The following is a 15,207-nucleotide window of genomic DNA, read 5'->3' as shown; positions in this document are numbered from 1 at the left end:
AAATTAGAATTTGGAACCGAATGCCCCAACATATGCTGCTGGCTGGGGAGAACTATAGATTAGACCGTTTGACATCACCAGGCCACTCGTAAAATGAGGTTTAAAAGCAAGGGTACCAGCCTTTAATGCAGGTGAATTCCCTTGGAGATGAAAATCCCAGGTGGAGTCAAACAGATAGTTGTCGACTGAGGTTTCCAAAGGATAGGCTATAAATTTAGGATTATTATCTCCTGCCGCTTTACCTCTAATATCATTACTACCGCCTACAATATCATTTTTGCCGACCTGAAACTGATCTACATTCAATTGGCTGTAACCATAGTACCAGTTATTACTTGACACAGAACGGTTATCTTCTGGCTTTTTCGGGTCGCGCTTGACTCCAAACCGCGTATTAGCAAAAAGATTATTGTAAATCTCGGCTCTGACAGATGCTTCTAACCAAATCGAACCTCCTTTGGCTGTCGGTCTGCGCCATCCAGTGTTGAGCATGGTATTATTGTAAACAATAATATAAGCCTGGGGTGTACGGTCTCCTGAATTGGACAGTTTTAATGCATTGGTATTTACACTATACACTAGGTTATAAGCAACATCTGCAAGACATCCGGATTTGAAATTCATCGCTTCTCCACCTGTCACCCCATTGGAAAAGAAACGGTTGTTAGCAAAAATGATTTTTCCTCCTTCAATATACGTGCAGTCTTCGTGAAAATGACTTACCGTACTATTTTGAACCACTAGTTTTCCATTTGGATTAGAAAACCATAGCGCTGGTAAAGCTTCACCAGACACTTTTTTATACAAGCCCATCTTTACAGAAGTTGACGCGTCTGATGTAATTGCACCCCCATACTCTATGATGGTATTGTCCAAAACAAGTTCCTGACAGCTTGGGGCGGCTAAAATTCCTCCCCATAATTTGCCAAATTCATTCGTCTTCGTCTTATACCCATCTTCAACCGTAAACTTGACAGGATTTTCAGCTGTACCAAACGCATATAAATTACCCAAAACAACAATTTCAGGCTTATTGACAGAATCCATCAATACAGTTACGCCTTCCTCAATCGTTAGTGTCTTACCTTCGGGAATAATAATATCCCCCTTAATATGCTGCACACTCCCCTTACTCCACACACCGGAGACCTCGCCGATAGCACTTCCATCGGCATCAGCAGTATCAACATCAATATTTGCTTTTTCACAGGCGCTTAACACCACGATAAAAAATGCTAGAAACGATAAAATACATTTATTTTTCATCTGTATATATTTAATTTTAATGATGAAGCGAATCATACTTGTTCAAAACTTGATCGTTCCAAAAAAGGGAAAGCTTCACCGAAACAAACTGTTGTTATTTCACACCGTACATGTTCAGATTAAAACATGTTGTGTTTTACGCGGGTCTATTATTTACTAAACGAATAACGTAAACCAAGGATATAGTTCTGCCCATACAAATCCTTTCTAATCAATGTATTTCCGCCTTCAATAAGCTTTTCAGCTATCTTCTCATTTTCGGGATTTGTTCCTTTCACATACAATTCCATTGGTGTATTCAAGATATTGTTGGCTTTGGCAAAAATGGCCCAACCTGCTTTAAATTTTTTCTCAATAGAAGCATCTAACTGAACAAATCCCTTTTGCCATAAATCATCGTTCAAAAATTGCGATACTGTATTGATCCGTGAGCCGGTATAAGATCCAGCCAACTGTCCTTCCCAGCCATTATTAGCATCTTTGTAAAGCAATGATAGATTGGCCACATGTGCAGCTTGCCCATATAATGGTCTAGTTTGATCCACGATTATCGCTTCTGGGTCCTGTGTGGTTTCATTGATTCGACGCGACATCTTAGCGGTCGTTATACGTGAATGTGTATAGGTATAATTGGCCTTAACACCAAATTTCTGGATATACTTGATGTAATCAACCTCGACACCAAAGTTGTTGGCATTACCAAAATTACCCGGAGTGTAGTATACATCCTGCTTACGAACCTCATCCGGTTGAAAGGTATATTCAATTGGGTTTTTGATTTTTTTATAAAACATACCCACAAGAAATTGGGAAGAAGCTTCAGGGAATAATTCATACCTTAAATCGAAATTATCTGCTAAGGCATGTTTTAAATCTGGGTTTCCTTTTTCTAAAAACTCTTCATTAACCACACTTGAGGGTACAATTTCATAAAATCCAGGTCGGTTTAACGCGCGATAATAGGCTGCATGAAGTTGTTGTTTTTCGTCCAAATGATATTTCATGGTCAAACTTGGCAGCCATTCTGTATAAATTTGTGATCCCTCCGGTCTTTTTTCTCCTGCAGGAAACAATAATTTATAATTCTGATTGCTGTGTTCCATACGGATTCCACCGATCATCTGCCATTTGTCATTCTCATAGTTGAACATGCCGTACAATGCTGTGGTCTTCTCACCAGCGTCGTAAGTTAGTGGATTTGCGACAGCTCCAGTAGGATTGGTGACAGTCAGATTGAGATCGGTATAGCGCTGAAAATCCACACCGTATTTATACTTTGCCTCTTCTGCAGAAGCTGGTGATAAGTTGTAGTTATTGTAAAAACTACTACGCTGTTTATCACGATACAGACCTCCGGTCGATAGCTCCAGCTTACTGTTTTCCATTGGAACTTTATAAGCTACATCCCAATAACCTGCATGATCATTATCCGTATTCCGTTCCCAGCGATAGGTTACAGGAGATTTATTGACGAGAGAAGTCCTTTTACGTTCAAAATTTTCTTCTACGCCATCCAAACTGATCATCGTATTTTGTGGCAATTGATTGCGCGCTGAAGAAAGCACACTTGACCAACGGACATTCAGCCGATTATCTAAAAAATGATGATCCCCCTGTAAGGTACCATTGTAGATCTGTTGCTGTGTTTTTCGACTTCTTGTCACATAGGTCAATTCGGCTTTACCAATACTGGGATCATACTGGCCATTATATATCGTATTCACAGCATCACGTAATTGCATGTTATTTAAATTCACATACATTTGATAGAAGCTAATCCGATGATTCAGATTAAATCGATAGTCGATCTTGTTATGCAAACCTAAGCGTTGTTGCTGTTCATCATATTGACGATCACTCTGCTCAGTAATTACCGCATTGGGATTTACGCCAACGACAGCCGATTTGTAGAAAATAGAACGACTGCCACGACGTAAATTTTGATAACTCGCACCCAAAATAACGCCCAATTTATCATCCAAATACCGATTGCCTATTGTCAAATTGCCGACAAGGTCTGGAAGGGGCTTTTTATAAGTATAATCTAATGCACCTTTATTAAAATCAGCTGCGGTTGCATTGTAATTCTTCCCATGCTGTTCATATGGCGATTTTGCCGAGGTTCCGCTTGTTGAAAAGCTTCCAAAATCCCGATTAAAATAACGTTGGCTATAACCCGTTGCCAAATTTGCTTGAAGCAATAGCTTTGTCGGCGCCGATTTCATAACCATATTGACAACCCCACCCACTGCATCGGCTTCCATATTTGGTGTTAGCGACTTGTAGACTTCTAAGCGTTCCAACATATCTGAAGGAAATAAATCCAAAGGCACATAACGGTATTTATTATCTGGACTCGGAACTTTTACGCCATTCACCAAAGTCATGTTGTAACGTTTATCCATCCCTCTCAGAATTGCGTATTGCCCCTCGCCATTCGAATTTCTTTCTATGGATACACCCGAAACACGCTGTATAACATTTGCGACGGTGATATCGGGAGAAATCTCTATTGCGCGTGCCGAAACAACATTCATAATTTGTGACGCATTCTTCTCCAAACGCCGCGCGCTAGGATCGTCATCCCCACCGTTTCGACGTCCTTTTATAGTTACTTCCATTAATGTTTGTTCGGTCGATGTCAGCTGAAAAATAAAATGAGGGGTATTTTCTTTTTGAATCTCGATTTCTTTAATTAGTTCGGCGTAAGCCATATGCTTGATATGGACCTTATCCACACCTGCAGATAATCCTTTGAATTCAAACGAACCATCCAATTGTGTTTTGGTCGATAGCCCACTTTGTTCCAAGAAAACTGTTGCACCAGCAATAGCTTCACCAGTCTGACCATCCAATACCTTACCTTTGATTTTGGTCGCATAAGCAGCGCTGACCGAAATACTGGAGGCAAGTAATACTGTTAAAAAGTTTTTCATTTTGCTTAGATTATTATGAATCTTTGATTGTTGTCGCAAAGATGGCAGCCAACTTTAATCACACAAAATATCGAGCGTTACAATGAGGAAACAAGGTAGAAAGTGGGCTATACAGTAAGGAAACAAGCACTACTAAACAACTAATAAACAGCAGTTTAAATGCAATTTAAGCGCCATTAACATTCTATTACTCCTGTGTTAAAAAATTATGAAATCCCAACAAGATAGCCCGCGAGGTCCTCTCCTTGTTCCAGTCTTAGTTTTTTTCGCAATCGATGTCTGGCAACACGAAGGCTATCTTGTGATATGCCCAATAAGACGGCAATATCGATATTATTCAAATTTATTTTAAGCAATGCGATTAACCGCATATCCGCTGCCGTCAAATCTGGAAATCGTTGAATAAGTTTTTCAAAAAAGCTGTGATGCACCTTTTCGAAAGTTCCCATAAACTCTTTCCAATGAATACCCTGTGTGATATTTTCATTGATCTGCAACACCAACTTCTGCATCTGTCGTTTTTGATCCCGGCGTTCGTCCTTAACCATACCTTTCAGTTCATCACGAAGTTCTTCCAAAAATTGATTGTTACGGATTAAATTTAAGGTATGGGATGTCAATTCCTTTTGCTTGAGCGACAGTTCTTGTTTGAGCTGCTTATCTTCAAGCAACTGGTTTTTAAGTGCAATTTCGGTCAACTCGCGTTCGGCCTCCTGTTTTCGTGAATCGGAGATCTGGTTTTTAATCTTAATTTTCTGGCGACTATGCAATACATAGGATAACACAATTAACAAAATTAAAACTACGATTGTTCCCCAGAGCATGATTAAGTTGATTCTTTTGGTTACTTGTAATTTCTCGATCTCTTCGGCTTGTTGATTCATATCGTAGAGTGCCTGAAAAAAAGCAGTATGGCGAGCACCATCCACACTATAAAGCTCAAGCACCAACTTACGGCTCTTTTCTGCATAAAAATAGGCGCTATCCATCTGCTCGCGCAAGGCGTAGGTCCTACTCAAATCTTTTGTCGTAGCAGCCATTTGATACACATCACCCAAATTTTCCGCCATCTGATAAGCCAATTGCGTGAGTTTGATACTTTCTGGATATTTATTGGTCTTCCTAAAAATATCGCCCATATTATTTATGACCACAATTTTTCCATAATTGTCTTTTGTTTCCGTATAGAGGGTACGTGCTTTTTCAAAATGAAAAAAAGCGCTGTCATATCTTGCAAGATCTTCATAAATACTGCCTAAATTTTCATGGATCTTAGCTTCTCCATTTTTATTCCCAATACTGCTATAAATGGACAAAGCAAGATTCTGGTAGACAAAGGCGGAGTCGTAGTTCGCTTCCTTTTCAAATAAATGACCTATATTCCCTAATGTACCTGCCTCTCCATTTTTATCCCCTTCTGTTCGGAAAGAATGTAGCGCCTTGTTAAAATAAACTTTCGCTAGATCATGTTGTTTGTTGAAAATATTAAGCTCCCCGATATCACTCCAATTCGAAGCAAGATGCTGTTTTGAATTTAATTGCGTATAGATTCGATCAGCTTGAAAATAGTAGTCCTGCGCCTGTCCATAATGCCCCTGATTAACACATAACCATCCAATCGCCTGTAAACAATTGGCTTGTAATAATAAGTCTTTATCCGTAACAGCTTTTGCATAACGTTTTTTTACGAGCATAATTGCAGAATCCGGATGGTTTTGACTTAACGACCTGATATCTTTAAAGGATTTAACCTGCGCAGTACCTGGCTGCCACAAAAAAAGCTGTAGAAAAAAAAGTAGAAACAAAATAATTTTATCAGAAATCCTCATATTTCATGTAAATAATCGAATTGCAAATGTACATGAAACATGTTAACACAATATTAAATCACATAGAGTAATACGAGTTTTAACATAAGGAAGCCTGACTTATTTTTATCCACCAAGCTCAACGGTATACTATTAAAAAAGCCCTTTTATTGACGATACACATCAATAAAAGGGCTTGAAAATAGACAATCCCAAAACCGGTTAATTACTCGATTTCAATTCAATGAGCGGAGTGATCCGTTCTAATATATCAAATGCCACCTCTGCCATTTTATTACCTTTATTGTCCAATAACGGATTAACTTCAACAATTTCAAAACAAATTACCTTACCAGATCGGATGATCTCTTCTAAAATCAACACAATCTCCCTTGGCAAAAAACCCTTCGGTACTGGTGTTCCCGTGCCATCCGAGATCAATTCACTATCCATGCTATCCACATCAAAAGAGATATAAACCATATCACATGCTTCTAGGATTTTCAATGCTTCAGCCACACAAACGGTTATTCCCCGCTGTCTGGTATCTTCCACACGATAGTTCTTAATGCCAAGTCGTTCAATGACCTGATCTTCCGGTTCTTCCGTATCCCTTACACCAAAATAAATCAAATGATTGGATAGTATTTTACCTACTGGGCCAGCTATTCGTTTTAGTTTATTCCAAAATTCTTGTGTCGATTCGTCTATTTCATTGATTTTACATGGGATATTATCCTCATTCAACATCGCCGCTAAAGGCATTCCATGCATATTACCAGAAGGTGTTGTGTGCGGAGAATGAATATCGGCATGCGCATCTACCCAGATCACACCGAGTTGTTTATCAGGATAAGCGGACTTTATACCACTAATCGTCCCCATTGCGGAGGAATGATCCCCTGAAAACACCAATGGAAAATTGCCGGAAGATAAGCTATCTTCAACGGTAGAAGCTACTTGTTTGCATTGTTCATAAATCTGCTGAATATGTTTCGCAAAAGGATGATTATCATTCTGATAAATGGAGCTATTTCGAGTCGGCACATCAACAAATGGATAGTTAATGAAATATTGACTTCCTTTATTAATTGCAGCTATCTCGATGGCGTCGATGCCCAGATCTGAACCCCTAGTCCCTGCTCCTATATCCGATCTGTTTTTGATCAATTCAATCATTTTCTCCATACACTATTTCCAATTAGTCAACGATCGCTCAATGATCCCTAAGCAAGTCTCGACTTGCTCTTTTGTAATAACCAGCGGCGGAGCCAATCGAATTTTGTTACCATGTGTAGGCTTCGCTAAAAGTCCATTTTCTTTAAATTTGAGACAGATATTCCAGGCCAAATCACTTTCTTCATCCGCATCAATTACAATGGCAGTCAATAGCCCCTTTCCTCGCACTTCTGTAATTAACGTGCACTTAGCAGCAATCTGACGCAATCCATCCAAAAACAAGGCCCCCATCTGAAACGCCCGTTCCGTCAAATTTTCATCCCGCACAACATTTAACGCTTCCATAGCCACTGCACAGGCCAATGGGTTCCCGCCATAAGTCGAACCATGTTCGCCCGGTTTAATACACAACATAATGGAATCATTTGCCAACACTGCCGATACCGGCAATACACCGCCCGATAAAGCTTTCCCTAAAATCAGAACATCTGGTTTGCTTTGACTCTGCGCATCATCAATAGCATAGGATGCCAACATACTTCCCGTCCGAGCAATACCGGTTTGGATTTCGTCTGCAATAAACAATACATTGTATTTTGTACATAATTGTCTCACGTGCATCAGATAATTCTCATCAGGAACGACAATACCCGCTTCGCCCTGAATTGGCTCAACGATAAAACCGGCGATATTTTCATCTGCTTTGAATAACTGTTCTAGTGCATCAACATCATTATAGGGAACGAGTACTATGCCATCTAAAAAGGGACCAAATTGATGGGTTGCAGTACGATCATTGGATGCCGATATCACAGAGATTGTCCTACCATGGAAATTGTCCTTGGCAAAGACAATTTTCGCTTGATTGGCTGCTAAACCTTTCACCTGATAGGCCCATTTACGACAAAGCTTCATTGCTGTTTCCACAGCTTCAACGCCCGAATTCATCACCAAAGCCTTATCAAATCCAAAAAGATGACAAAGCATTTCTTCAAAATCACCCAGTTTATTATTATAAAATGCCCTGGATGTTAATGTTAATTTCTCGGCTTGCTCTTTTAAAGCGTGTACAATTCGTGGATGGCAGTGTCCTTGATTGACAGCTGAATATGCAGATAAGAAATCAAAATAAGACTTTCCATCAACATCCCACACCATAACTCCTTCAGCTCGTTCCAAGACGACCGGAAGAGGATGATAATTGTGCGCTCCATATTTTTCTTCTTTGGCAATGAACATCTCGCCCTTACCTTGTTTAGCTACTGTACTCATAATTCAGTTTTTTCTAATAACAACAAATATACAATATTTACTTTTTTATTGACTGAAAAATAAAATTTAACACTAAATTAGCGTAGAAATATTAAAATTAACTTTTAAACCGCTTTCTACAATGAATAATATCGATGACTTTGATCTACAGATTTTAAAATATTTAGACGAAGATGGACGGATGGCCTACTCTGCAATAGCAACAGCTATGGGCGTATCCAATACGATGATCCATCAACGAATCAACCGATTGACGGAACAAGGAATACTAGCGGGTATAAAGCCTGTATTAAATGAAAAAAAGCTAGGCTATGATTGGGGTGCTTTTACAGGGCTAAGTTTAGAAAAAGATCATGACTCGAGCCGAATTATTGAAGAACTTAAGAAAATACCAGAAGTTACAGAATGCTATTACATTACGGGCAATTACACGCTATATGTAAAAATTATTGCTAAGAACCACGAACATATGCGACAATTGCTTTATGAAAAAATCGATAGCATTCCAGGAATTGCAAAAACAGATTCCCTTATTGAATTAGGCTGTGCCTTCAAGCGAAATATTATATTCTAGTACAAGGCAACAACCGACGGGATCCTGAATATGATTTTTCAGGGTCTCCACGTTATTTACCGATATTTGCCAACTCTTCTTCCGTCCAATAGATCAATTCGCGCAAAACATACACATTTTCATAACTTCCCAATCCATCGATATAATCCCACAAATCACCTTCAACTTTCACAGGTCTTCCATGATGAAGTATGTCATATCCATTGTCCAACCAATTTTGTATCTGCTCTTTATCCATCGTTATCAAAACTTATTGTTAATTATCTTTAAAATGACTATATCAAATATAATGTATTTTACGATGGCTACCCACATCTGTCTAAAAGAAACTCAAATTTCAACAACTTTTTGACATAGCCTTTATCACAATTCAATAAGTTCTCGCGCTAATTGACAAATTTTAAAAAGAAAAAAAGTATATTCGTATAACATCAAATATCATTGTTATGGCAGATTTTTTCTACGTTGGATACGAAGGTGAAGACGAATTACTCGAACTGGTAGCTGTATCTACTATTCAATCCCTCCTCTATTTTCAGGACGCCGATCAAGAGGATTTTACGTCAATAAAAACCGCTATTGATCAAAATTTTATCGTCGAAGAAGACTTGATTACCGTCGCAGACACCCTCCGATTGGATCAATCTATTGTTCGCTTTACTCCTGGCAAGCCTAATTATAAAGATTAATTGCATGCTCAATCATCTCGGCAAATAACGCTCAGTAAAGCAATTAATACAAGATAATTAGTAAAGAAAAGAAGTAAGGAAATAATGAAGGTAGTTTTAATAGGCGGTTCTGGCGCTACAGGAAGGGCGCTCGTTCAATTGATGTTAAAATCTAAGGAAATTACGGAAATCGTACTGCTTTTAAGACGTGTCTCATTTGAGGAGCACATTAAATTGAAACAGGTTATCGTAGATTTCGAAAATCTAACGGATTTTGAGCAAGTGATACAGGGCAATGTCGCAATTTCCTGCCTTGGCACCACATTAAAAGACGCAGGCAGTAAAGATGCACAATGGAAAATAGATCATGATCTTAATTTGCAATTTGCGGCATTGGCTAAAAAAAATGGTTTTGCTACCTTTCTCTTATTATCGGCTGTTCTTGCGGATCCTGCATCAAAAATTTTTTATAACCGCATGAAAGGAAGCCTTGAACAGGATGTTAAGGCACTTGATTTCAATCGGCTTATTATTTTCCAGCCTGGAGGACTAATCCGACCAAATACAGATCGCTTGGGTGAAAAAACAGCTATAGCTGCCCTTCGTATCTTTAATACAATAGGATTATTCAAAACATACGATCCTCTTTCAGTAGGACAAGTTGCTATGGCAATGTTACAGGCGATCAATCACTACAAAACAGGTATCCATACAGTAACCGTGAAAGATATCCAGAAACTAGCAGCAGAAACCAGTTGAAACAAGTAAAAAAACAATTCATAATATTGAATTAACAGTAAGCTAATCCTAAGGCTGTAATTTGTGTTTTTTTAAAATAACAACCATTCAAATGAAAAAACACGTTTTATTTCTGTTTCTCCTCGTTTTTGTACATGTTTTCCCCTCTTTTGGCCAAGAAGCAAAATACATCTTTTATTTAATTGGTGATGGCATGGGCCTTAACCAGGTTAATCTCACCGAAATTCATCAAGCTGAAGTACAGCATAAAGATAACCCCATCCCACTTGTGTTTACCCAATTTCCTCATGTTGGATTTGCCTCCACACATTCACTCTCCAATGGCGTAACGGACTCAGGCGCTGGAGGTACCGCATTAGCCGTTGGAAAAAAAACCAAAAATGGCGTTATCGGTATGGATAGTACAGGAACTGTCCCCTATAAGAGTATAGCTTATGCCGCAAAGCAAAAAGGAAAGAAAGTCGGTATTATTACAAGCGTCAGCATAGACCACGCTACCCCGGCTTCATTTTATGCGCATCAAGCAGACCGCGACATGTATTATGAAATCGGTAAAGAAATTGTCACTTCCAATTTTGATTTTTTTGGCGGATCCAATTTTCTCAAACCCGAAACAACATTTGATCATAAAAAGGCGCCATCGCTTTTCCCCATATTAGAAAAAGCCGGCTATAAAGTGCTTAAAGGAAAAGATGCTTATGCACAACTACCAAATAAATCAGATAAGATCATATTGATGAATTCAGATGGCAGTCCTATAGATGCCCTTAAATATGCCATAGACCAAAAGCCAAATGATTTAAAATTGGCAGATATCACATCTGCAGCTATCACTTCACTGCATAAAAACAATACAAATGGTTTCTTTTTAATGATTGAAGGTGGAAAAATTGATTGGGCATGCCATGCAAATGATGCGGCTACAACGATTCAGGAAGTATTGGATTTCAATGCCTCCGTACAACTCGCCTATGATTTTTATAAAAAATTCCCAAATGAAACACTTATAGTCGTTACAGCGGACCATGAAACAGGAGGATTAGGTGTCGGTAATGGAAGTTCTTCGCTGAAAACAAAATTCTTATCCCACCAAAAAACCTCGCATGCAGAACTTTCGAACGCAATAGGTAACCTTCGTAAGAATAATCCAAATGCAACATGGGACGATCTCAAGAATCTCATTGCTGCTCAAACTGGTTTATTTTCCAAAATTACAATCCATGAAACTGATCGTAATGCTTTAGAAGCTGCCTATCAAAAAAGCTTTGTCGATCACCAAAATGAAACCGCAAAAAGCCTTTACGCAAGCGACGACAAAATAGCCGCACTGAGTATTTCAATCTTAAATCGGATGGGATCAATAAGCTGGGCCTCTAACAACCATTCGGCCGCCTATGCACCGGTATATGCGATCGGTGTTGGCTCCGAGCAATTCAGTCAGAAAATGGATAACACAGATATACCAAAGAAAATCGCTACAGCAGCAAAACTTAGTTTGGACTAAACAAAAAAAGATCCCTAAGAAATCTTGGGGATCTTTTTTATGAGCCTCTTATCGGAATCGAACCAATGACCTACTGATTACAAGTCAGTTGCTCTACCATCTGAGCTAAAGAGGCTTTCAAATGAATTTTAATGAGTGTCGCTCAAAGAGCCTCTTATCGGAATCGAACCAATGACCTACTGATTACAAGTCAGTTGCTCTACCAGCTGAGCTAAAGAGGCTTTTTAAAGAAGTTTAATGCATGTTGCTTAAAAGAGCCTCTTATCGGAATCGAACCAATGACCTACTGATTACAAGTCAGTTGCTCTACCAGCTGAGCTAAAGAGGCGTTACTTCTTTTCAATCTTATAACGTCTGACCGTTTTAAGATGCTGCAAATATCGAAAGCTTAAACCAAAAATGCAAGTCGATTTCAAGAATTTTATACCCTGCTAAGCCAATTATTTAAAAATCAAGCGCATTATTTTTGACAACTGAAAATTTGTCATGATTCAATAAAAATTATTGCCATTTTTTCCGAAGTATAGCTTAAAACCCGAATGGCACTTCAATTGTTATAACCAATATGTATCAACGAAACTTTAAATAAGAGAATAAAAATGAATTTTAACAACTATACAATTAAAGCCCAAGAGGCTATACAAAAAGCTTCCGAAATTGCGGCTGGTCATCAACAACAGGCTATTGAGACAGCGCATATTTTAAAAGCTTTACTCACAGTGGATGAAAATGTTGTCAGCCACTTATTAAAAAAGTTAAATGTCAACATCAGCTATCTCGGGACTGAACTTGACAAACAAATTGAAGGTTTTCCGAAGGTTAGTGGCAGCAATATTTATTTAAGTAGCGATGCCAACAATGCACTTCAGAAAGCACAGGGCTATCTCAAAGAATTCAATGATGAATTTGTCTCGGTAGAGCATTTATTATTGGGTATTCTGGCAACTTCTGATAAAACCTCAACATTACTTAAGTCACAGGGCGTTACAGAAAAAGACTTAAAGACCGCCATAAAAGAATTGCGCGGAAACAGTCGGGTAACTGATCAAAATGCGGAGGCCACCTACAATGCTTTGGGAAAATATGCCCGAAATTTAAATGAATATGCCGAATCCGGAAAATTGGATCCTGTGATTGGCCGTGATGAGGAAATTCGACGTGTGATGCAGATACTCTCCCGTCGTACCAAAAACAACCCGATACTTGTCGGTGAGCCTGGGGTTGGTAAAACGGCTATCGCGGAAGGTATTGCTTACAGAATTATTAAAGGCGACGCACCTGAAAACTTAAAATCTAAGATTGTATTTTCCTTAGATATGGGCGCTTTGGTTGCCGGAGCTAAATATAAAGGTGAATTTGAAGAACGTCTAAAAGCGGTTGTAAAAGAAGTTACCGATTCCAATGGAGACATCATACTCTTTATCGACGAAATCCATACATTGGTGGGTGCTGGAGGTGGTGAAGGTGCAATGGATGCGGCTAATATCCTCAAACCGGCGTTAGCTAGAGGTGAACTACGTGCAATTGGAGCGACAACCTTAAACGAATACCAAAAATACTTTGAGAAAGATAAAGCATTGGAGCGCAGGTTCCAGAAAGTTATGGTTGAAGAACCTGACACGCAAGATGCCATTTCCATTCTCCGTGGCCTAAAAGAACGCTACGAAACACACCATAAGGTACGCATTCTGGATGAGTCTATCATTGCTGCCGTGGAATTGTCACAGCGCTATATTGCCGATCGTTTTCTACCAGATAAAGCGATTGATTTAATTGATGAGGCAGCATCCAAATTGCGCCTTGAAATGGATTCTGTACCGGAAGCTGTCGATGAGCTTGAACGTCGTATCATGCAATTGGAAATTGAGCGTGAAGCTTTGAAACGTGAAAATGACGATAAAAAAGTTGCAGAACTATCGGAAAGTATCGCTAATCTATCTGCAGAAAGAGATACGCTGAGAGCATCGTGGCAAGAAGAAAAGAGTCTTGTTGACAATGTCAATCAAGAGATTGAGAATATTGAAAACTACAAACTCGAAGCTGAGCAGGCCGAACGTTCCGGAGACTATGGAAAGGTAGCAGAACTTCGTTATGGGCGAATTAAAGAAGCGCAAGAAAAAGTGGACAAACTAAAGGCTGAACTCGCCGAAAAACAAGAAAGTAAGCGTATGCTCAAAGAAGAAGTTACTTCAGAAGACATTGCTGATGTTGTTGCAAAATGGACGGGCATACCTGTGAGTAAAATGATTCAATCAGAACGCGAAAAATTATTGAATCTAGAAGAAGAGCTTCATAAACGTGTCGCCGGTCAGGATGAAGCAATAGAAGCTATTTCCGATGCCATTCGTCGATCACGTGCTGGATTAAATGATGCGAAACGGCCAATAGGATCGTTCATATTTTTGGGGACTACCGGAGTCGGAAAAACCGAACTTGCAAAAGCACTTGCCGAGTTCTTATTTGACGACGAACAATCCATGGTTCGTATTGATATGTCGGAATATCAAGAACGACACGCCGTGTCTCGTTTAATCGGAGCGCCTCCAGGATATGTCGGCTATGATGAAGGCGGACAGTTGACTGAAGCAGTCCGAAGAAGACCCTATTCTGTTGTTTTGTTAGATGAAATTGAAAAAGCTCATCCCGATGTATTCAATATCCTATTGCAGGTATTGGATGATGGCCATCTTACAGACAACAAAGGTCGTACGGTAAACTTCAAAAACACCATTATCATCATGACCTCCAATACGGGGTCAACCATTATACAGGAGAATTTCAGTCATCTGACCGATGATAATAGGGATGAAATTATCGCCAAAACACGCAATGAGGTCTTCGATCTTTTAAAACAGTCGATTCGCCCCGAGTTTTTGAACCGTATCGATGAAGTGATTATGTTTACGCCATTAAGTCGAGACGAAATTGGAGATATTGTTCGTTTACAATTTGCACATGTTCAGAAACAGCTGGCCGAACAAAATATATTCATTACGGCTTCTGATGAAGCAATGGATTGGTTGGCACAGCTTGGTTATGACCCAATTTATGGGGCTAGGCCACTAAAACGTGTTATTCAAAAACGAATTTTAAATGAACTATCAAAGGAAATTTTATCCGGAAAAGTAAATCGCGATTCGATTATTCGTCTGGATGTATTCGACGGTAAGTTTGTGTTCATCAATAAACAAGAACAATAAAAAAAGAACGTCCGACAGTACTGTCGGACGTTCTTTTTTTA

At 39.1% G+C, this 15,207-nt stretch carries 11 protein-coding genes and 3 tRNA genes; 5 read left to right on the top strand and 9 right to left on the bottom strand.

What is annotated here, in order from left to right:
* Positions 1 to 3 precede the first annotated feature (3 nt).
* The 5 genes from B3E92_RS08155 to rocD form a co-directional block, all read right to left on the bottom strand.
* Positions 4 to 1,266 carry a right-handed parallel beta-helix repeat-containing protein gene (locus tag B3E92_RS08155; RefSeq protein ID WP_286896155.1) on the bottom strand — a complete coding sequence of 421 codons (1,263 nt, stop codon included), beginning with the start codon at positions 1,264 to 1,266 and terminating at the stop codon, positions 4 to 6.
* 149 nt (positions 1,267 to 1,415) lie between these two features.
* A complete protein-coding gene (locus tag B3E92_RS08150) occupies positions 1,416 to 4,202 on the bottom strand; it encodes a TonB-dependent receptor (RefSeq protein WP_286896153.1) in 2,787 nt (928 codons plus the stop codon).
* Positions 4,203 to 4,408: 206 nt separating this feature from the next.
* Complete coding sequence (locus B3E92_RS08145) at positions 4,409 to 5,896, bottom strand: tetratricopeptide repeat protein (RefSeq protein WP_286896151.1); 1,488 nt, start codon at positions 5,894 to 5,896, stop codon at positions 4,409 to 4,411.
* A 336-nt stretch (positions 5,897 to 6,232) separates the two neighbouring features.
* A complete protein-coding gene (locus B3E92_RS08140) occupies positions 6,233 to 7,198 on the bottom strand; it encodes an arginase (protein ID WP_286896149.1) in 966 nt (321 codons plus the stop codon).
* A gap of 3 nt (positions 7,199 to 7,201) precedes the next feature.
* The gene (gene rocD, locus B3E92_RS08135) at positions 7,202 to 8,461 is read right to left on the bottom strand and encodes an ornithine--oxo-acid transaminase (protein ID WP_286896147.1); all 1,260 of its coding nucleotides are present in this window, start codon (positions 8,459 to 8,461) and stop codon (positions 7,202 to 7,204) included.
* A 121-nt stretch (positions 8,462 to 8,582) separates the two neighbouring features.
* On the opposite strand from rocD, the gene B3E92_RS08130 reads away from it, so the two are divergent.
* Positions 8,583 to 9,035 (top strand): Lrp/AsnC family transcriptional regulator, encoded by a 453-nt coding sequence (locus B3E92_RS08130; protein WP_075992742.1) that lies wholly within the window; start codon positions 8,583 to 8,585, stop codon positions 9,033 to 9,035.
* A 52-nt stretch (positions 9,036 to 9,087) separates the two neighbouring features.
* On the opposite strand, the gene B3E92_RS08125 is transcribed toward B3E92_RS08130, so the two are convergent.
* Entirely contained in the window at positions 9,088 to 9,273 is a 186-nt protein-coding gene (locus tag B3E92_RS08125; protein WP_046673540.1) for a hypothetical protein, read from the bottom strand.
* Between the two features lie 208 nt (positions 9,274 to 9,481).
* On the opposite strand from B3E92_RS08125, the gene B3E92_RS08120 reads away from it, so the two are divergent.
* The 3 genes from B3E92_RS08120 to B3E92_RS08110 all read left to right on the top strand — a co-directional run bounded on the left by B3E92_RS08120 (position 9,482) and on the right by B3E92_RS08110 (position 11,966).
* A complete protein-coding gene (locus tag B3E92_RS08120; protein ID WP_286896142.1) occupies positions 9,482 to 9,724 on the top strand; it encodes a hypothetical protein in 243 nt (80 codons plus the stop codon).
* Positions 9,725 to 9,808: 84 nt separating this feature from the next.
* Positions 9,809 to 10,462, top strand: coding sequence for an NAD(P)H-binding protein (locus B3E92_RS08115; RefSeq protein WP_286896140.1), 654 nt, complete (start codon positions 9,809 to 9,811; stop codon positions 10,460 to 10,462).
* 91 nt (positions 10,463 to 10,553) lie between these two features.
* A complete protein-coding gene (locus B3E92_RS08110; RefSeq protein WP_286896136.1) occupies positions 10,554 to 11,966 on the top strand; it encodes an alkaline phosphatase in 1,413 nt (470 codons plus the stop codon).
* A gap of 42 nt (positions 11,967 to 12,008) precedes the next feature.
* Here the strand turns inward: B3E92_RS08110 and B3E92_RS08105 are convergent.
* The 3 genes from B3E92_RS08105 to B3E92_RS08095 form a co-directional block, all read right to left on the bottom strand.
* Positions 12,009 to 12,081, bottom strand: a tRNA-Thr gene (locus B3E92_RS08105).
* A gap of 33 nt (positions 12,082 to 12,114) precedes the next feature.
* Positions 12,115 to 12,187, bottom strand: a tRNA-Thr gene (locus B3E92_RS08100).
* A 34-nt stretch (positions 12,188 to 12,221) separates the two neighbouring features.
* A tRNA-Thr gene (locus B3E92_RS08095) sits at positions 12,222 to 12,294 on the bottom strand.
* A 271-nt stretch (positions 12,295 to 12,565) separates the two neighbouring features.
* On the opposite strand from B3E92_RS08095, the gene clpB reads away from it, so the two are divergent.
* Positions 12,566 to 15,166 (top strand): ATP-dependent chaperone ClpB, encoded by a 2,601-nt coding sequence (gene clpB / locus B3E92_RS08090; RefSeq protein WP_075992745.1) that lies wholly within the window; start codon positions 12,566 to 12,568, stop codon positions 15,164 to 15,166.
* Positions 15,167 to 15,207: the final 41 nt, after the last annotated feature.

It is taken from the genome of Sphingobacterium sp. UBA6317 (genome assembly GCF_002440385.1).
GTDB lineage: Bacteria > Bacteroidota > Bacteroidia > Sphingobacteriales > Sphingobacteriaceae > Sphingobacterium > Sphingobacterium multivorum.
This window is presented reverse-complemented; position numbering and strand designations above follow the sequence as displayed.